This is a genomic window from Brevibacterium sp. UCMA 11752 (assembly GCF_021532235.1).
Taxonomy (GTDB): domain Bacteria; phylum Actinomycetota; class Actinomycetes; order Actinomycetales; family Brevibacteriaceae; genus Brevibacterium; species Brevibacterium antiquum.
Genome location: NZ_JACBOS010000003.1, coordinates 2,671,906 through 2,691,341, shown reverse-complemented (window position 1 = coordinate 2,691,341; position 19,436 = coordinate 2,671,906). Strand labels below are relative to the sequence as shown.

Below are 19,436 nucleotides of genomic sequence, written 5' to 3'. Positions count from 1 at the left end.
GGAGGGAGTCGGGGGCGAATATGGGCAGGCGAGTGCCGATCTCAGGGTCTCAGGAGCCTCTGCAGCATCTCGAGGCGCTCACCTAAGGAACGCTCCATGCCGTTGCCGGTCGGCTCATAGTAGCGCTTCCCGCGCAATGTCTCGGGCAGGTATTCCTGGGCGGCGACCCCATGAGGATGATCGTGCGAGTATTTGTAGCCCTCGCCGTGGCCGAGCTCCTTGGCACCGGGATAGTGCGCATCGCGCAGATGTGTGGGCACCTGTCCGGAGAACCCGTTCTTGACGTCGGCGATGGCAGCGTCGAGGGCGCGGTAGCTCGCGTTCGACTTCGGTGCCATGGCCAGGTAGGTGACCGCCTCGGCCAGCGGGATGCGGCCTTCCGGCATGCCGATGTTCTGCACGGCTGTTGATGCCGCCACCGCGATCGGCAGGGCCTGCGGATCGGCCATGCCGATGTCCTCGGCAGCCGATATCACGACGCGGCGCGCGATGAAGCGGGGATCCTCGCCGGCAACGATCATCCTGGCCAGGTAGTGCAGCGCGGCGTCGACGTCTGAGCCGCGAATCGACTTGATGAATGCGGAGACGACGTCGTAGTGCTGGTCACCGTTCTTGTCGTAGCGCAGCACAGTTTCGGAGCTGGCCTCGGCACAGGCGGCCTCGGTGATGAGGATCGCGCGGCGATCAGTTTCCGAGCCAGAAGAGCCCTCGGCGTCGGCATCAGCGTCCGTGCGGGCTTCAGGTTCGGTTTCGGCGTCCTCGTCAGCTGGGTCATCGGCCGCGTCTCCATCATCTGCCTCGGCGAACTCTGCCTGTGCGGCAGCGATTCCGGCGGCGGCTTCGAGGATGGTCAGGGAGCGCCTGGCGTCGGCACCGGCGATGCGGACGATGAAGTCCTTCGCTGCCGGCTCGAGTTCGAATTGGCCGGCCAAACCTCGTTCGCTGGCGACTGCACGGTCGAGGAGGTCGGCGATGGCGGCATCGTCGAGCGGACGCAGCGTGAGCAGAAGCGAGCGGGACAGGAGCGGGGAGATGACGGAGAACGACGGGTTCTCGGTCGTCGCGGCCACGAGCACGACGAGGCGGTTCTCCACCGCTGGCAGCAGAGCGTCCTGCTGTGCCTTCGAGAAGCGGTGGATCTCGTCGAGGAAGAGCACTGTCGTGCGCTGGTACATGTCGCGTTCACGACGCGCGTTCTCGATCACCTGGCGCACGTCCTTCACACCGGCGGTGATGGCCGAGAGTTCGACGAAGGTGCGTCCCGGGGCGTGGGAGATAACGTGGGCCAGGGTGGTCTTGCCGACCCCGGGAGGACCCCACAGGATCACCGAGGAGGCTCCTGCCCGGTCTCCCCCGCTGGCCTCGACGAGTTGGACGAGGGGTGAGCCGGGGAACGTCAGATGGTCTTGGCCGACCACCTCGGCGATGGTGCGCGGACGCATCCGCACCGCCAGCGGATCGAGGGCTCGACCCGAACCGGCAGCTGAACCGCCGACGCCCGGACCAGGAGATCCCTGGTCCGGGCCATCGGAGGAGAAGAGGTCAGGACCGTTGGTCATCAGGCCTCGGCGTCGTCGTCTTCCGGTTCGAAGTCCACGCCGGCCTCGGCACGCTGTGCGTCGGTGATCGGTGCGGGAGCCTGGGTGAGCGGATCGTATCCGGCACCCGTCTTCGGGAAGGCGATGACTTCGCGGATCGAGTCGACCCCGGCGAGCAGGGACACGATGCGGTCCCAGCCGAAGGCGATGCCTCCGTGCGGGGGTGCGCCGAACTTGAAGGCTTCGAGGAGGAAGCCGAACTTCTCCTGTGCGTCCTCCTCGGAGATGCCCATGATCTTGAACACGCGTTCCTGGACGTCCTTGCGGTGGATGCGGATCGAGCCGCCGCCGATCTCGTTGCCGTTGCACACGATGTCGTAGGCGTAGGCCAGGGCGGCACCCGGATCGGATTCCAGAGTGTCAAGGAATTCGGGCTTCGGAGCGGTGAAGGCGTGGTGGACAGCGGTCCATGTTCCTTCACCGACAGCCACGTCGCCTGCTGCCTGTGCCGCGGCTGCCGATTCGAAGAGCGGTGCGTCGACGACCCACACGAAGGCCCAGTCGCCTTCCTTGATGAGTCCGGTGCGTTCGGCGATCTCATTGCGGGCCGCACCCAGGAGTGCACGCGAGCTCGCAGGATCACCGGCGGCGAAGAAGATCGCGTCACCGGGAGCTGCTCCTGCGGCTTCGACGAGGCCTGCCTTCTCTTGCTCGGAGATGTTCTTGGCCACAGGACCACTCAGGGTGCCGTCTTCGGCCACGAGCATGTAGGCCAGGCCCTTGGCGCCGCGCTGCTTGGCCCAGTCCTGCCAGGCGTCGAGCTGACGACGGGGCAGGGAGCCGCCGCCGGGGTAGACGACGGAGCCGACGTAGTCGGACTGGAAGACCCGGAACGGGGTGTCCTGGAAGAATTCGGTGAGGTTGTGCAGTTCGAGTTCGAAGCGCAGATCGGGCTTGTCGCTGCCGTACTTCTCCATCGCCTCGGCGTAGGTGATGTGCGGGATCGGCGTGGTGATCTCGTGTCCGATGAGCTTCCACAGAGCCACGAGGATCTTCTCGGCAAGCTCGATGATGTCTTCCTGCTCGACGAAGGAGGCCTCGATGTCGAGCTGGGTGAATTCCGGCTGCCGGTCGGCGCGGAAGTCCTCGTCGCGGTAGCAGCGTGCCAGCTGGTAGTAGCGTTCCATACCCGCGACCTGCAGAAGCTGCTTGAACAGCTGCGGCGACTGCGGCAGTGCGTACCAGGAACCGGGCTGCAGGCGAGCAGGGACGAGGAAGTCGCGTGCGCCCTCAGGGGTCGACCGGGTCAGGGTCGGGGTCTCGATCTCGAGGAATTCCTGCTCGTCGAGGACCGTGCGGGCCGCCTTGTTCGCTGCCGAGCGCAGACGCATGGTGGAGGCCGGACCGGACCGACGCAGGTCGAGGTACCGGTAGCGCAGGCGGGTCTCCTCGCCGACGGTGCCGGCGTCTTCGGCGTGGTCGGAGACCTGGAAGGGCAGCGCCTCGGCGAGGCTGAGGATCTCGACGTTCGTGTCGATGACCTCGATGTCGCCGGTGGGCAGGTTGGCATTGGTGTTGCCCTCGGGACGCAGGGACACGGTGCCGGTGACCTTGACGACGGATTCGTTGCGCAGCGAGTGCGCATCGTCTTCACGGACGACGACCTGGACGATGCCCGAAGCGTCACGCAGATCGATGAAGGCGACACCTCCGTGATCGCGACGACGGTCGACCCACCCGGTCAGGGTGACGGTCTGTCCTGCGTGTGAGGCTCGCAGGCTTCCGGTTTTGTGGCTTCGCAGCACCTAGGGCTCCTTTACGATGTTTATGTGGCAGCGCGTGAACAATGATAGTCGCTCGCCGAATGATTGCTGGCATGGCCCACTGCAGGTCATCTGCCGCGGGGCAAGAGGAAGAGGACGATATGAGCACTGGTGGTACAGGCACGGAGGATCTCGACTCGGAGGTGGGAGCTGACCCCACCTCGGCGCAGGTCGAGGTGGCTGCGGAGACCTTTCGCATGCTCGCCTCCGGGACTCGCCTCCGTCTGGTCTGGACGTTGGTCAATCAGGAACTCGACGTCTCTTCCCTCGCCGAGGCGATCGGTGCGGCCGTCCCCACCGTGAGTCAGCATCTGGCGAAGATGAGATTGGCGGGCCTGATCTCGTCTCGCCGGGACGGGCGTCGGATCTTCTACACCGTCGATGACCCGCACGTGGTCACAATGGTGCGCGAGATCTTCGATCACATCGCCCCCGACGGATCCTTGGCGCCCGACCCGCCCACAAGCGGCTCCTGACATTAGGCAGAGGCTTCACACCTCGGCCCGAGCAGGAATTCGGTCCGAACGATCTCAGTCCCGGTACACCCGTGGCTTACGGTCGGCGGCGACAGGCTCCCATGTCTGAGGGTCCGCCGGAGCCTGCTCCCCGGTGCGGATGTCCTTGATTTCGTGACCACTCTCACCATCGGTGAACCATACGAAGGGGATCTCCCGACGTTCGGCGTAGCGAATCTGCTTTCCGAACTTCGCAGCGCTCGGTGAGACCTCACAGGCGATGTCACGGGCACGCAGAGCGGTGGCGACCGCATCGGCCTCACCGCGCTTGTCCTCATCCGTGACGGCGACGACCACAGCCGAGGGCGTTCCACGCGTGGCCTTGATGCCGCTGTCAGCATCGAGGATGAAGGCCATGAGCCGCGAGACGCCGATCGACATCCCGACACCGGGGTAGCTCTTCTTCCCCACAGTCACGAGCGAATCGTAGCGACCTCCCGAAGCCACGGATCCGAGTTCTTCGTGTCCGATCAGCTGCGTCTCGTAGACGGCTCCTGTGTAGTAGTCGAGCCCCCGCGCGATCTTCAGCTGCGCTACAACTACGCCGGGTGCTCGCTCATGGGCGGCGCGAAGCATCGTGGTCAGAGAGTCGAGACCCTCGTCGAGCAGGGGGTGTTCGACTCCGAGTGCACGCACGTCGTCTGCGAAGTCCGGCGAATCCGATTCGATCGCGGCCAGTGCGAGGCACAGTCGCTGCTGCTCCTCGTCGGCCTCAGCTTCGGCGGCCAACAGTTTGCCCACCTCGGCGGGACCGATCTTGTCATACTTGTCGAGGCAGCGCAGGACGGCCTGGATGTTGGTGAGTCCGATGCCGCGCGCGAACCCTTCGAGGAGTCTGCGATCGTTCACCACGATCTTGACCCCGGGCACGCCCAGCGGGGCCAGCCGGTTGAAGGCATCGGCGACGGCGAGCGGAATCTCAACTTCGAAGTGTCCAGGCAGCTCCGCCTCGGCGATGACGTCGATATCGGCCTGGATGAACTCGCGGTACCGGCCCTGCTGGGGGCGTTCGCCGCGCCACACCGGCTGGATTCGGGCGGCCTTGAACGGGAAGGAGAGTTCGTTTGCGTTGTCGGCGATGAACCGCGCCAGGGGCACAGTGAGGTCGAAGTGCAGCCCCAGCGGATTGCGCTCGGTGCCCTCGGAGTGCAGGCGGCTGACAGCGAAGATCTCCTTGTCGATCTCTCCGTCCTTGGCGAGCTGGCTGATCGGCTCGACTGCACGGTGGTTGAGTGCCGAGTATCCATGCAGCGCGAAGGTGTGTTCGAGGACGTCGATGATCGACCTCTCAATCACGCGCTCTGCTGGAAGTCGTTCCGGGAAACCGGACAGTCGGGCTGACTTCGCCATTGTTCTCCTTGGTGCTCTTCGTCTCTGATGGGTGTTGTCGTAGCTGGTGGGCGCTGGTCTGGTTCGTCTCGAGCAGAAGCGATTCGTCTCGTGCGGAACCGATTCGTCTCTAGAAGAAGGGGTTCGTCGCCAGCTCGTGGCCGACTCGGGAGCCTGGACCGTGTCCAGGATAGATGGGAACGTCGGGCAGCGTCGCGAACGCCCGCAGTGATTCTGCCATCGCCGAGGCGTCTCCCCCTGGGAGGTCGACGCGTCCGATCGCTCCGGCGAAGACCACATCGCCGGTGAAGATGATCTCCTCACCGTCGGCCCGCACCCGCAGGAGGGTCGAACCTTCCGTGTGTCCGGGTGCGGCCACAGCAGTGATCGACAGCCCTGCGACCTCCACCGTCTGCGCGTCGATGAGAGCGTCCACCTCGGGTGCTGACCAATCCTTCACAAGTGGTTGCAGCATCTGGGCGAACTGAGGGCTGAGAGTCTCGGCGGGCTTGTCCAAGCGGTAATGGTCGGTGTCCCCCAGGTAGACGGGCACATTCCAGCGGGCCAGGACGTTGGTCAGTCCGAGGATGTGGTCGGGGTGACCGTGGGTGAGGAAGATGGCCCGAGGCACCAGATTCTCCTCGTCGACGATCTCGCCGAGACCGGGTGCACAGTCGAATCCTGAGTCGACGAAGATGGCATCGTCATAGCCTTCGGCACGCACGGCGTAGCAGTTGACATCGAGAAAATCGGCGCGGGTCACAAATACATCCATGCTCAAAGTCTATCCAGAGCATGGGGCTTGGTTATGCTGGGATAACGTCAATCAGGAAATCGAGTGATCTGCAGGCACAGAGTCCCGCAGGTTCGACCGATGGAAACAAGGTGAGAATCATGTCGACCCCGACCCCGAAGCCGGTCCCGCGCCCGTCCTCTCTGCCCCGTCCACAGGCGGCCCAGACCGTGACCGGGACTACCGTTGATCATGATGCGGAAGTCCGGCGCGCAATCGAGCACGGTCGCGCTGACCAGGAGGGCAATGTCTTCGTCGTCACCGCCGACGGCGAGCGTGCGGTCGGACAGTATCCCGATGCCAGCGCTGAGGAAGCCTTGGAGTACTTCGCCAAGAAGTACGTCGACCTGGTGGAGAACGCAGCACTGCTCCGCAATCGTCTCTCCGCCGGTGCCCCCGGCCGCGAAGTGTCTTCGGCGGCGAAGACCCTGCAGGAGACCCTGCCGGAGGCCAATGTCGTCGGCGATCTCAAGGGCCTGTCTGCCACCTTGGACACCCTGATCTCGGATGCGCAGGCCACCGAATCGAAGCAGGCTGCCCGTGCGGAAGCGGCCAAGCTCGAGGCTGCACAGGAACGCGAAGAGATCGTCGCCGAGGCTGAGTCGCTGGCCAAGCGGGATCCCGCGAAGATCCAGTGGAAGCAGTCCGGGGCACGTCTGCGTGAGCTCTTCGCCCAGTGGAAGGACATGCAGCGCAGCGGTCCCAGACTGCCGCGTGCCGTGGACCAGGAGCTGTGGAGCCGCTTCTCGCAGGCTCGGAACACGTTCGAGCACAAGCGCAAGGAATTCTTTGCAGAGCTCGACAAGCAGAACTCCGAAGGCAAGCGGATCAAGGAGAAGCTCGTTGTCGAGGCGGAGTCACTGTCAGACTCGACCGACTTCCGCAATGTGTCGCAGAAGTACAAAGACCTCATGAACCAGTGGAAGAAGGCTCCACGTGCCTCGCGCAAGGACGATGATGCTCTCTGGGCGCGCTTCCGTGCCGCCCAGGATGTCTTCTTCGCGGCTCGAGATGCGGAAAATGCTGCCGTCGACGAGGAGTACAAGGGCAACCTTGAGGCCAAAGAGGAGATCTTGGCCAGGGCGAAGGGTCTGCTGCCGATCGGTGATATTGCCGTGGCGAAGAAGGAGCTGCGCGTTATTCAGGACGAGTGGGAGGCTGCCGGCAAGGTGCCTCGGGCTGATGTGTCCCGCATGGAGAACGGGCTGCGTGATGTCGAACGCGCCCTCTCCGATGCCGAAAGCGCCGAATGGAAGCGCAGCAACCCGGAGACCAAGGCACGCACGTCCGGTGCGCTGAGCCAGCTCGACGATTCGATCGCCGAGCTGGAGCAGAAGTACGAGAAGGCGAAGGCCGGCGGCGATGAGAAGGCCGTCGCTGAAGCACAGTCGGCACTCGACGCACGTCGGGCCTGGCGAGACCAGTTGGCTCAGACAGCTGCCGAATTGGGCTGATTGGGCTTCCACAGCCTGGCGACCATGAGTCGCGGTTTATCCACAGATCGGGTCTTCGGTCTTGAACACGCCTCCATACAGCGCAATAGTGGCTGTATGGAGGCGATGTTTCATCTGCGCGACTACAGCTATGAGCACCTCACCGAATTGACGCTGGACGGGCTGCTGACGCGACTGACCGAGTCCACATGGGTCCGCAAGGGCGCTGTGCTCAGCGCAGAGGACCGCATGGCGGCGCTGCGTGCGCAGATCCCACCTCGCCTTGTGCTCTCCCATGACATCGCGTGGTGGGTTCACACCGGCCTCGGCAGAGCTCCGAGTCCGCTGACGTTCATCACTTATCCGAGGCGGCGCTACGTCGACGGCTGCGACATCGTCGTCCACGAACTCACCATCGCGCCCGACGAATGGGAACTGATCAGCGATCTGCCCATCACCACGGAGGACAGAACGCTCTACGACCTGCTGCTCCCGCACCTGCGCAGCCCCGATGAACGTTCTGCCCAGGTCGTGAAGAACCTCATCGACGAACTTCCCGGAAGAGCCAGACAACGGTTCCGCATGTATCTGGCGGAGATGTCCCGCAGGCCCTATGTCGCCCACATGCGAACAGTCTTCGAGCGGACCTGTGCCGCATCAGACCGCGATAGACGCTGACCCACTGCGACAATATGAACCCGGTCGCTGTCAGCCCCCGGTCACTGTCAGCCCCCGCTCGCTGTCAGCCCCCGGCGATGCGGTAGACGTCGAAGACCCCTTCGACCTTGCGAACTGCCGAGAGTACGGTATCGAGATGGCTGGCGTCGCTCATCTCGAAGACGAACTTCGACTGAGCCACACGTGCTCGGGAAGTAGCGACCGAGGCGGACAGGATGTTGACGTGGGTCTCGGTGAGGACCTTCGTGATGTCCGAGAGAAGACCCGAACGGTCCAAGGCCTCGACCTGGATCTGAACAAGGTAGATTCCGCTGGTCGTCTCGCCCCAGGAGACATCGACCATCCGCTCAGGCTCCCGCTCGAGGGACGCGATGTTGGGACAGTCCACACGGTGAACGGAGACTCCCGAACCGCGGGTGACGAATCCGAGGATCTCATCACCGGGCACCGGCGTGCAGCAGCGGGCGAGTTTCACCAGGACGTCGTCGACGCCTTTGACCGTGACTCCCCCGGACGAGGAATGATGGCCCGAGGACTGACCAGTGCGATTACGCGGTGACGGCGGCAGAACCGTCTCTTCGTCGTCGTCTCCAACCTCTTTTGCCAGCAGATCAACGACGTGGGCGGCCGAGCTCACGCCGTTGCCGATCGCGGCGTAGAGTGCGGTGACATCGGGCAGGCGCAGCTCTGTGGCCACAACCTGCAGCGCTTCCTGACTCATCAGCGCCGAGGCGGAGAGCGTGTGACGACGCATTGCCCGAGCCAGCTGCTCGCGACCGTTCTCGATCGCTTCTTCGCGGCGTTCCTTGGAGAACCACTGGCGGATCTTGCTGCGTGCGCGAGGGCTCTTGACGAAGCCCAACCAGTCACGGCTGGGGCCCGCGTTCTCATCTTTCGAGGTGAATACCTCGACCGAGTCACCGTTCTTCAGCTCGGTGTCGAGCGCGACGAGACGGCCGTTGACCCTGGCGCCCATGGTCTTGTGACCGACCTCGGTGTGAACCGCATACGAGAAGTCGACGGGCGTTGCCCCTGCCGGCAGGCTCATCACGTCACCCTTGGGGGTGAAGACGTAGACCTCCTTCGAATTCACCTCATAGCGGAGGTTGTCGAGGAACTCATCGGGGTCGCTGACCTCTCGCTGCCATTCCAGCAGCTGGCGCAGCCATGCTGCGTCGTCAACTTCGCCGTCATCCGAGACTTTGACCGACCGTGCAGTATTCGACGTCGCGGCCTTCGAGACGTTGCGCCGATCCTTGTACTTCCAATGAGCAGCCACGCCGAATTCTGCGCGCCGGTCCATTTCATGGGTTCGGATCTGGATCTCCACGGGTTTCCCGTTCGGTCCGATCACCGTCGTATGCAGGCTCTGGTACATGTTGTACTTCGGCATCGCGATGTAGTCTTTGAACCGACCAGGGACAGGATTCCATCGGGCATGGACTATGCCCAGCGTGGCGTAGCACTCGCGAACGGTCTCGACGAGAACACGAACCCCGACGAGGTCGTAGATGTCGGCGAACTCATGACCGCGGACGACCATCTTCTGATAGATCGAGTAGTAGTGCTTCGGTCGCCCCGTGATCGCGGCTTCGATGTTTGACTGCACGAGCTCCGACTGGAGTTCGTTGGAGACCGTGGCCAGGTACTTCTCGCGTTGGGGTGCCCGATCGGCGACGAGTCGCACCACTTCGTCGTAGACCTTCGGATGGAGAACCTGGAAAGACAGGTCCTCAAGTTCCCACTTGATCGTGTTCATGCCGAGGCGGTGAGCCAATGGGGCGTAGATCTCGAGGGTCTCACGAGCCTTCTTCGTACTCGATGAGGCGGGTACGAATCGCCAGGTACGGGCGTTGTGAAGACGGTCTGCAAGTTTGATGACGAGGACACGGATGTCCTTGGCCATGGCCACGATCATCTTCCGCACGGTCTCCGACTGCGCGGCCTGGCCGTACGTAAGTTTGTCGAGCTTCGTCACTCCGTCGACCATCGCGGAGACTTCTGGACCGAACTCCTCGGTGAGTTCCTTCAGGGAGTACGAGGTGTCTTCGACGGTGTCGTGGAGCAGCGCGGCGGCGAGGGTGACCGGCAGCATGCCGATCTCAGCCAAGATCGTGGCCACGGCCACGGGGTGTGTGATGTAGTCATCACCCGACCTGCGGGTCTGACCTCGGTGAGCCTGCTCTGCGACCTGATAGGCCCGCACCACCAGGTCGATGTCGGCCTTCGGGTGATTGGACTGCAGAGCCCTGATCATCGGACCGAGAACACGTGGGTAGCCAGGGTTGTTCTGGGCCCTGGCCGCCCACCAAGCTAAGCGGGAGATGCCTCGCGGACGGCGCGAATCGGCGGAAGAAGCCATGACATCCCCTTTCTGCTCAGACCTCGGCGTGAATCACCGGTGGAACATCTTCTGCTCCATTCTTCAAGCGTAGTTCACGCACTGCCTCTTCCTGTTCCTTGACCGCGGGTTCATTTGCCCGCAGGAGGGCATAAAGGGGGCTGGCGACGAACAACGTCGAAGCTGCTGCCACAATCGTACCGATGAACAGCGACAGTGAGATGTCGACCAGAGTTCCCGCGCCGAGCAGGAAGACACCGATGAACAGAATCGATGCGATCGGAAGCACCGACACAACAGAAGTATTGATCGAACGAACCGTTGTCTGATTGACGCCGAGGTTGACCAACTCGGAGAATTTCAGATTGCGTTTGTCCTTGAACCGAGTCGTATTCTCTCTGATCTTATCGAAGACCACCACAGTGTCGTAGAGCGAAAAGCTCAAGACAGTGAGGAAGCCGATCACCGCCTCAGGGGTGATCTCGAATCCTGTCGCGGAATAGATGCCCGTCGTGATGATCATGACGACCAACAGCCCGACGATCGCCGCCAGCGACATCTTCCACGTCCGGAAGTACAGCGCCATGACGATCATTGCGATGCCGACGAAGATGACAAGAGCGCGAATCATCTTCTCTGTCACGTCTTGGCCCCACTCGGGGCCGACGAACGTGGATGTGACGTCTTCTGCCTTGACGTCGTATCCGCTCACAAGAGCGTCACGGACTTCCTGCATCTCGTCATCGCTGAGCTGGTTCGTCTCGATCTTCACAGCTGTATCGCTCGTAGGAGTCAGACGTGGTTCGGAATTGTCCACGATTCCAGCGACGATGTCTTCGCCCTTGGCCGGCGCGGTGTCCGAGACGTGGTCGACCTGGAACTGCGATCCGCCCTTGAAGGCAATACCGAAGTTGAATCCTGCGATCAATGGGACGAGCAATGACAGAAGAACCAGAGCGCCGGTGATCAGCAGCCAGAGTTTGGCCTTCCCGACGAAGGGAATTGATGACTCACCGTTGTGGAGCCGGTTGCCCCAGGCAAAGAACCGTTTCACTTGTCTGCCTCCTTGCCATTGTCGGCAGAATCTTCGGCGGCCTTCTTCGCAGCCGCCTTCCGCTCTGCGATCGTGCCACCAGTTCGTGCCGAGTTCGTCGCAGACGTGGTCTTCTTCTTCGACTTCTTCTCGGTGGTTTCATCGGCTGGCTCTGTGGAGTCAGAGCCTTCGTCGGAATCAGATACTTCCTCAGAATCGGTGGACCGAGACTTCTTCGACCGTTTGGTCGTCGTCGTGCCACGAGACTGGCTGGATGATTCGGATCCGGTACCGGACTTCGACCTCGACGATGCAGACGAGGATTCAGACGACGAGGATGTCGACTCGAGAGTCGACTCCTCGACCGAATCCGCCTCGGCGTCGGAGGACATTCCTGCCTTCCGGTTTCGAGCCTTCTCCCGTCGGCGTGCCTCCGGCGACTTCTCGTCGTCGTCGATGCTGAGGTTGAGCGCCCCGCGATAGGCGGCGGGCTTGACACCCAACAGCCGCGGATCCATACCGGACATCGGATGGCCCTGACCGAAGAACTTGGTGCGTGCCAGCACTTCCAACATGGGATGCGTGAACAGGAAGACGATGAGCACGTCAATGATCACCGTCAGGCCCAGGGTGAAGGCGAACCCACGCACAGAACCGACAGCCAGGATGTAGAGGATGACAGCGGCGAGCATGTTCACGGCCTTGGACGCCCAGATGGTGCGTTTGGCACGATCCCAACCCACTTCGACCGCCGAGAGCAGATTTCTGCCGCTGCGCAATTCGTCTCTGACTCGTTCGAAGTAGACGATGAACGAGTCCGCCGCCATGCCGATGCCGATGATGATACCGGCGACACCTGCCAGAGACAGTCGATAACCGTATCTCCACGAAGCCAGAAGCAGCAGGAGATAAGTCAGCACGCCGGCGACAACAAGACTCGAGACCGTGACGAGGCCGAGCACTCGGTACTGCAGGAGTGAATAGATGACAACGAGGATGAGTCCGACGAGACCGGTGAGCAGGCCGATATTGAGGTAGTTGGACCCCAAAGTCGGCGAAATCTGATCCTCGCTTTGGACCTGGAAACTCAACGGCAGAGAGCCGTTCTTGAGCTGGTCGGCCAGGGTCTGTGCCTCGTCGAGGGTGAAGTTACCCGTGATCTGAGCATTGCCGTCAGTGATCGCTACGTCCGATGACGGTGCCGAAAGCACGTTTCCGTCAAGAGCGATGGCAAACTGGTTGTACGGCTGCTGTTTGCCGGTGATGTCCGAAGTGATCTGCTTGAAGATCTCACGCCCGACGCCGTCGAACTTGAGATTCACCGCAGGTTGGTTGGTCTGGACTCCGTTGGCGCCGGCCTTATAACCGGCGCTGGCATCCGCGAGGTGTTCGCCCGAGAGTTCAACGGGGCCCAGAATGTACTTGGCCTCTCCATCCTTGCCACAGGCGACAACCGGTTCATCGGCGGGCTGCTGCTGTCCACCGGTCCGATTCTTCGGATCGGTGCAGTCGAGCTCCGAGTACTTCTTGATGATGGACTCGGTCTGCCACTTGTCGACGTCCTTCTCAGGGTCGAAGAGCGGTCGCGGCGTCGAATCAGTGACCTTCGTGTCGTCGCCCTTGCCGGACCCGCTCGCTTCGGTCGCCTTTTGGCCGCTCTTGTCTCCGGATTTCTCAGCGTCCTTGCCTGCCGGTCCGGGAACGTTGCCACCGGCGTTGGCGACATCGCCGCCGCCGGCCTTGGCAACATCGCCACCACCAGTCTTGGCAACTTCGCCGCCACCTGCAGGCGCATCCCCGCTGTCCTGGCCCTGTGCTCCAGCGCCGCCCTGGCCGCTGCCGTCGCCCTGTGCACCGGCATCCGCCTGTGCACCGGCACCGGTGAGATCTTCGAGCCGCTTCTTCTCCTCGTCGGTGAGTCCTTCGGAGGGGTCCTGCTGCTCTCCCCCGCCGCTCTTCTCCTGTTCCTTCTGGATATCCTCCTGGGAACGAGGATCACCGACGAGTGCGACTCGACGGAAGACGAGCTGCGCGGAAGAACGGACCAGGTTGCGTGTCTCCTCGTCCGGGTTGCCCGGCAGGTTCACAATGATGTTGCGATCGCCTTGGGTCGTGATCTCGGCTTCAGAGACACCGGTCGAGTCCACACGCTGTCGAATGATCGACACAGCTTGGTCAAGCTGCTCCTTGCTGATGTCCGTGTCCTCTGAAACCTGGGGCTCCAGGATGATCGAGGTTCCGCCCTCGAGGTCGAGTGCGAGCTTCGGGGTGGTCGTGGCATCTGACCATACGACACCGCCGGCAATGATGCCGAGGAGCAGTGCAGCGATGATCGACAGCCACACGAAGCGCAAACCAGGACGTGGCTTTTCTTCAATATCGGACACGTTTCAGCTTTCGATTGAGTGCAGTGAGCGAAGTCAGTTCTTCTTGTTGTTCTCAGGATCGGAAGAATCGGTGCCTGATGTGCCAGCATCGGTGTCACCGGAACCATCCACGACGTCGTCGGCACGCTCAGACCCGGGAGCATCGTCGCCGATGACGGAGTCTGCATCGTCGGCCTTGGGCTGATCAGCATCCATGTTCAGTCCGGTGTCGGAGTCAACCACGTCGTCTGCTGGAAGGTCCGCATCCTTATCGGTGTTCTCGGCCCGCTTACGCTCATTCATAGCGTCGAGTTCTGCGTCGGTGATCGCCGGGGTATCCGTGCTCTCAGCGTCTTCGGCAACGTCGGCAGATCCTGCAACAGCACCGCCGGTGGCAGCACCTTCGGTTTCAGGGTTATTGATCTGGCCGATTGCCTGACGGTGAACGCGCAGTACGGTGCCGGGGCCCGACTCGAGGGTGACCTGGTTGTTTTCATCGTCGATGGACAGGACCGTGCCGAAGACGCCGAACGTCGTCATCACGGTAGCCCCGGGGACGAGTCCCGTCTTGATCTGCTCTGCACGCGCCTTCTGCTTACGCCGAGAATTGAATAGGAAAAAAATAAGCAACGCTGCAAGCGCGAGAGGGATCAATAAATCCACAGGTATCTACCTTTCATAAGAACGAACCAGTCCACTACCTTAGTTCGTACTCAGTACTCAAGGCGAACTCAATTGCCGGGATCAGAACTCATAGTTTGCTGGGATCTGCATCCCAAGGTGCTTCCACGCTGCTGACGTCGCAACTCGACCGCGCGGAGTGCGGCTGATGAGTCCTTCTCGCACAAGGTAGGGTTCCGATACGGTTTCAACGGTGTCGGCCTCTTCTCCGACCGAAACAGCGATGGTTCCAAGGCCGACCGGCCCCCCGGCGAAACGTCTGCACAGAACCTGCAGCACCGAACGGTCAAGACGATCCAGTCCGAGTTCGTCGACTTCGTAGACCTTGAGTGCTGTGAGCGCTGCGGCCTCATCGATGATGCCGGTTCCGCGTACCTGCGCCCAGTCTCTGACTCTTCGCAGGAGGCGGTTGGCAACTCGAGGAGTGCCGCGAGACCGGGTTGAGATCTCCTTCAGACCTGCAAGGTCTGCTTCGATTCCGAGCATGTGGGCTGACCGCTTCAGCACGGTCAGGAGATCATCGCTTGAGTAGAAGTCCAGGAGTCCGGTGAATCCGAACCGATCGCGCAGAGGTGCGGGCAGCAGACCGGAGCGAGTCGTAGCCCCGACCATCGTGAACTGGGGCAGGTCGAGCGGAATCGCTGTGGCGCCGGGGCCTTTGCCGACGATGACATCGACACGGAAGTCTTCCATCGCGACATAGAGCATCTCTTCTGCGGCGCGAGCCATCCGATGGATTTCGTCGATGAAGAGGACTTCGCCTTCCTCCAAGGATGAGAGGATCGCCGCGAGATCTCCTGCATGCTGAACTGCCGGCCCGGAGGTGACGCGCAGACTCGTCTGCATCTCATGCGCGATGATCATCGCCAGCGTCGTCTTCCCCAGGCCGGGAGGCCCCGAGAGCAGCACGTGGTCGGGGGCCCTGTTCCGTGCTTTCGCAGCATCGAGCACGAGGGACAGCTGTTCACGGACCTGAGGTTGGCCGATGAAGTCCTGCAGTCCCTTGGGACGAAGCGCTGCTTCCGCATCGCGTTCGGCGGTCTCCGCGCGCCCCGAGACCAAACGCTCCTCTTCTGCGCCGGTCAGCTCCTGATCACCGAATTCCATTTCGTAGGAGCTGGTTCCACCGTCGTAGGAGGTCTCACCACTGTCGTAGGAGCTGGTCACTTCCTTGCACCCAGAACCTTGAGTGAGGCCTTCAGAAGCGCCGAGGTGCCCGCATTCTGGCCGAGATCATTGACCACTTCCTGCACGACGTCTGCGGCCTGTGCTTCTTTCCAGCCAAGACCGACCAGGGCGTCAACGACCTGCTGATTAGCACCGCCGAACGACAGTTGTGGCCCTGGCTCCGATGCGGAGAGCTTCGGCAGTTTGTTCTCGAGTTCGAGGATGATTCGGGAGGCGCCTTTTTTGCCGATTCCTGGTACGCGAGTCAGCGCGTTGGCGTCCTGATTCGAGATCGCGGCTGCCAGTTCGCCCGGTCCCATCACCGACAGGATCGCCATGGCCAGGCGGGGACCGATTCCGGAGATCGACAGCAGCACTTCGAACGTGTGGTTCTCGTCTTCTGTTCCGAAGCCGAAGAGAGTCATGGAGTCTTCACGCACAACCAGGGTGGTCACGAGTTCGATATCTGCACCATGCCGTGTGCTTGAAAGGGTATCCGGCGTGACGTTGACTCTGCGTCCGACACCATAGGTGAGAATGACGAGGTGGTCAGCTGCGATGCGATGGACCGTACCGCTGAGGAAACTGATCACGGCCTGCCTTTCGAGTGGGAACACATGTACGAATCCAGGCTATCAGTTAGTCTCTGAGTACCTGACTCGACATACCGACGATACCAAGGCTCCGGCCAGTTGCGGACAGCCCGGAAGACATCACCAGCGCATCATTGCGGTGGAATTTCTGTCCCGTCGGACAGCCCGTCGATGATCTCCTGTGCGACGAACCTGGAGTGCAGGATCGGGCGCCGCTCGACATCAATGCTCGGTGGCGGGATCCATGCAGGTCGACCGTCGTGAAGCATTCGGGCATACCAGTCCGATTTGTCGATCAGGTGGTGATGCAGTCCGCATGCCAACGTGAGGTTGTTGATGTCGGTCCTGCCCTCGTCAGCCCACGGCACAATGTGGTGCGCATCGCACCATCCAGGCGGTGCATCACATCCGGGGAATGTGCAGCCTTGGTCTCTGGCTGCGAGAACTGCCACCTGTCTGTTCGTGGCATACCGAGCCTCGGTGGCGATTTCCATCGTTTTGGCTTTGTCCGACATGAGGTGGAAGAAGACTGATCCGTTCAAACCTTCGCTGGCCGCCGTTGATATCGGAAATTCGGCTTCGCACCCTGTGATCGAGCGTCCCTTTCCGGTCGCGATGTCTTCGGCCTTCGCGGTGACGACCAAGGCGAATGGTGAACCGCGCCCTATTCGCTCCATCTCGACGCGGGAGATCATTGTTGCGAATCGTTCGTAGATTCGATTGCGCACTGTTCCTTGACTCGCGCTCGTGTCGACCAGCGTTCCGTCTTCACTGACACCGAAGCTCGAGAACCCAGAAGCCGCCGAATCGGAAGCGCCTGTATCGTCAATCCAGTCCGGGCGGTCCTCTGGCAGATTAGGGCGGTCCCCTGGCAGATCATGGGGCAACGGCGCGTCCGAGACATCCCCGGCCAGAACCGCTCGAAAGATGTCGAACTCAGGCTCGGCAGGCTCTTCGTCTTTCACAGTCGAGTGTGTGCCACCTGTGGTGCGGGTGCCATCATGAGTTTGCAGAGTTTCCGTCGAACCCGGTGCGCTCTGCGCGTTTTCCGACTTGCCACCCGGCAGAATACGCGAGGCCAGCAGTCCGTTGAGGATTCCTCCTGAGACCGAGTCCAGGAGGCCTCTGAGATCCCAGTCGCCGTCATCCCGGGCTCGCACATTCACGTAACAGCGCGAGCGATCCCGTGGAAGCTTCGGCTCTTCTCCGTCGGGATCAATCCGGTCCAGAATCGAACCGAAGATCGTTTTCAAGTCTGCGACTCGGACACGTGGTGCCTTCTCCACGAGGTCCGCTTCGACTTTGTCGCGAACAGTGGAGGAAACCCAGATCGGCAGCTTGGAGAGACAGTCATTGATCGCCGTGGCCTGACCAGCCGAGAGCACTCCCGAGTGCAAAGCCTCGGCAACGATCGGGTTGACGGGCTCTCTGGCCTGTCCCGTCATGTAGGCGCGGCCGCCAAGGTTCTTGGCAAGCTCGGCACGTCGGTTGGCCTCATAGCCGGTCAGGTTCAACCGGTTCTGGACCAGCGCCTTCGTCGTCTTCGCCCCGTAGTCGGTAGGCGTCCCGCACCTTTCATAGACTGACAGAGCAACAGCAGACATCGCTTCGAGAATGCGAGTGGCGGTTTCGATCCCGTTGACGACCGTCATAGCGTGATCAGGTCCAAGGGGGCGTTCGAATCTCGCCAGTTCGTCTTTGAGGACGCTGAGTTCACCGATGCTGCGGGTCAGCTCAGGGGCAAGTCGGTCGAGGTCGCGCCATTCGAGATCCGACAGAAGTGGATGCGGCAGGACGACAGTCGAATCACCGTCGTCCGCGGTCGAGGGCTGGTCGGTGCCACCGCCATCACTATGCGTTCCAGCATCGGAGTTGGATGGCTCCGCGTCGACGAGAGCCCCAGACATCCGAGCATCTGCTTCGGAATCACCGAGAAGAACCTGCTCATCACAATGGGCGCCCTCGTCACCGTGCCGGTCAGAATCGTCACCGTCGTGGTTTTCAATGGGCGTCGCTGGAACTGCCGCAATCGAATCGAGCTTCTCTGCCAAAGGATTGCCCGTCAGATCCATTCCGGCGGCCTCGAGCTGCTCACGAAACGTTGCCGGCTCCGGCACCGGCAACGATCCATCCTGGCCTGCAGCGGACTCCCCTGCAATCGCGCCAGATGCCTGCGGGCCTCTTGCCGACTCACTCGCGGCGGTGCCAGGTGAGCGCTTACCGCTCTTTCCTGGCATCCGGTCGGGAGTGAGAGTCATCGTCTGAGCATCCATTCGTCAACAACAGCGTTGCGTGTATATTCTGATTATATACGCTCTAACCGTTATTTCATAGATGCATATTCGATTACCTTCCGAATATTTAGCATCACTTCGATTCTGCTCTCTTGTGTTTCGCAGACTTCCGGACTCGGCCAAGGAACGATGACAACTGCGAAGCGACCGGACTTCAGTGGCTGCCAAACAGACCGACAGCGACACTCACAACCGCTGCAACGCTGCTGAGCCGTCACGCCACTTCGCTACGCAGCTACTTCGCTTTGCGAAGGGCCTTGGCCCACTGCTCCTGAGCTTTCGTCAGGCCCGTGCCCTGACGTCCGGCGCTCTTGCGCTCGTTCAGGTCCTTGTTCGCTCCAGGAGTCGATTGCCCGCTGAGAGCTCCACGCCATGAGTGGCAGATCGCGATCGCGAGAGCATCTGCGGCATCGGCGGGTTTCGGGGGCGCATCAAGTTGAAGTATCCGGGTCACCATGTTCGTGACCTGCTTCTTATCAGCCCGTCCCGACCCGGTGATGGCGGCTTTGACCTCGGAGGGCGTGTGCATCGCCACGGGCAGTCCGCGCCTGGCGGCAAGGCCCATAGTCAGACCTGACACCTGGGCAGTTCCCATAATCGTGGAGACATCATTGCGGGCAAACACACGCTCGATGGCCACGACATCGGGACGGTACGTGTCCAACCAGCTGTCGAATGCCTCGGCGAGGGCGCCCAGACGCAGATCCACGGAGTCCGTGGACGGCGTGCGCAGCACATCGACGGAAACCATTGTGGCCTTGCGGGCGGGCAGGGTGTCGATGACACCCAGCCCGCACCGGGTCAGACCAGGATCAACGCCGAGGATTCTCATCAGTAACCATATTCGGTCTC

Annotated in this window: 15 protein-coding genes; 3 read left to right on the top strand and 12 right to left on the bottom strand. The window is 61.8% G+C overall.

Annotation, left to right across the window (positions count from 1 at the left end):
- Positions 1–41 precede the first annotated feature (41 nt).
- Positions 42–1,559, bottom strand: a complete 1,518-nt coding sequence (locus tag HU144_RS11930) for a replication-associated recombination protein A (protein WP_235351508.1) — start codon at positions 1,557–1,559, stop codon at positions 42–44.
- A complete protein-coding gene (gene aspS, locus HU144_RS11925) occupies positions 1,559–3,343 on the bottom strand; it encodes an aspartate--tRNA ligase (RefSeq protein WP_235351507.1) in 1,785 nt (594 codons plus the stop codon). Before aspS ends, HU144_RS11930 begins: the two co-directional genes overlap by 1 nt.
- Before the next feature lie 119 nt (positions 3,344–3,462).
- On the opposite strand from aspS, the gene HU144_RS11920 reads away from it, so the two are divergent.
- Entirely contained in the window at positions 3,463–3,837 is a 375-nt protein-coding gene (locus HU144_RS11920; RefSeq protein ID WP_235351506.1) for an ArsR/SmtB family transcription factor, read from the top strand.
- 54 nt (positions 3,838–3,891) lie between these two features.
- Here the strand turns inward: HU144_RS11920 and hisS are convergent, their stop codons facing one another.
- Together hisS and HU144_RS11910 are read right to left on the bottom strand one after the other, a co-directional pair.
- Positions 3,892–5,226: a histidine--tRNA ligase gene (gene hisS, locus HU144_RS11915; protein WP_235351505.1), complete on the bottom strand. Its 1,335-nt coding sequence runs from the start codon at positions 5,224–5,226 to the stop codon at positions 3,892–3,894.
- 109 nt (positions 5,227–5,335) lie between these two features.
- Positions 5,336–5,980 carry an MBL fold metallo-hydrolase gene (locus HU144_RS11910; protein WP_235351504.1) on the bottom strand — a complete coding sequence of 215 codons (645 nt, stop codon included), beginning with the start codon at positions 5,978–5,980 and terminating at the stop codon, positions 5,336–5,338.
- A gap of 119 nt (positions 5,981–6,099) precedes the next feature.
- Here HU144_RS11910 and HU144_RS11905 point away from each other — a divergent pair, with 119 nt between their 5' ends.
- Both HU144_RS11905 and HU144_RS11900 read left to right on the top strand, forming a co-directional pair.
- Complete coding sequence (locus HU144_RS11905) at positions 6,100–7,452, top strand: DUF349 domain-containing protein (protein WP_235351503.1); 1,353 nt, start codon at positions 6,100–6,102, stop codon at positions 7,450–7,452.
- Positions 7,453–7,548: 96 nt separating this feature from the next.
- On the top strand, positions 7,549–8,109 hold the full coding sequence (locus tag HU144_RS11900) for a hypothetical protein (protein ID WP_235351502.1): 561 nt from the start codon (positions 7,549–7,551) through the stop codon (positions 8,107–8,109).
- A 64-nt stretch (positions 8,110–8,173) separates the two neighbouring features.
- Here HU144_RS11900 and HU144_RS11895 read toward each other — a convergent pair whose 3' ends face one another.
- From HU144_RS11895 to ruvC, 8 genes are all read right to left on the bottom strand, one after another.
- Positions 8,174–10,471, bottom strand: coding sequence for a RelA/SpoT family protein (locus tag HU144_RS11895; RefSeq protein ID WP_328284290.1), 2,298 nt, complete (start codon positions 10,469–10,471; stop codon positions 8,174–8,176).
- 16 nt (positions 10,472–10,487) lie between these two features.
- Positions 10,488–11,504 (bottom strand): protein translocase subunit SecF, encoded by a 1,017-nt coding sequence (gene secF, locus HU144_RS11890; protein ID WP_235351501.1) that lies wholly within the window; start codon positions 11,502–11,504, stop codon positions 10,488–10,490.
- Entirely contained in the window at positions 11,501–13,870 is a 2,370-nt protein-coding gene (secD, locus tag HU144_RS11885; RefSeq protein ID WP_235351500.1) for a protein translocase subunit SecD, read from the bottom strand. Before secD ends, secF begins: the two co-directional genes overlap by 4 nt.
- A 33-nt stretch (positions 13,871–13,903) precedes the next feature.
- Complete coding sequence (locus tag HU144_RS11880) at positions 13,904–14,512, bottom strand: preprotein translocase subunit YajC (protein ID WP_235351499.1); 609 nt, start codon at positions 14,510–14,512, stop codon at positions 13,904–13,906.
- 81 nt (positions 14,513–14,593) lie between these two features.
- Positions 14,594–15,637 (bottom strand): Holliday junction branch migration DNA helicase RuvB, encoded by a 1,044-nt coding sequence (gene ruvB / locus HU144_RS11875; protein ID WP_198396481.1) that lies wholly within the window; start codon positions 15,635–15,637, stop codon positions 14,594–14,596.
- A gap of 56 nt (positions 15,638–15,693) precedes the next feature.
- Entirely contained in the window at positions 15,694–16,290 is a 597-nt protein-coding gene (ruvA, locus tag HU144_RS11870; protein WP_235351498.1) for a Holliday junction branch migration protein RuvA, read from the bottom strand.
- Positions 16,291–16,421: 131 nt separating this feature from the next.
- On the bottom strand, positions 16,422–18,548 hold the full coding sequence (locus HU144_RS11865; RefSeq protein WP_235351497.1) for an HNH endonuclease signature motif containing protein: 2,127 nt from the start codon (positions 18,546–18,548) through the stop codon (positions 16,422–16,424).
- Positions 18,549–18,819: 271 nt separating this feature from the next.
- Positions 18,820–19,416 carry a crossover junction endodeoxyribonuclease RuvC gene (gene ruvC / locus HU144_RS11860; RefSeq protein WP_235351496.1) on the bottom strand — a complete coding sequence of 199 codons (597 nt, stop codon included), beginning with the start codon at positions 19,414–19,416 and terminating at the stop codon, positions 18,820–18,822.
- Positions 19,417–19,436 lie beyond the last annotated feature (20 nt).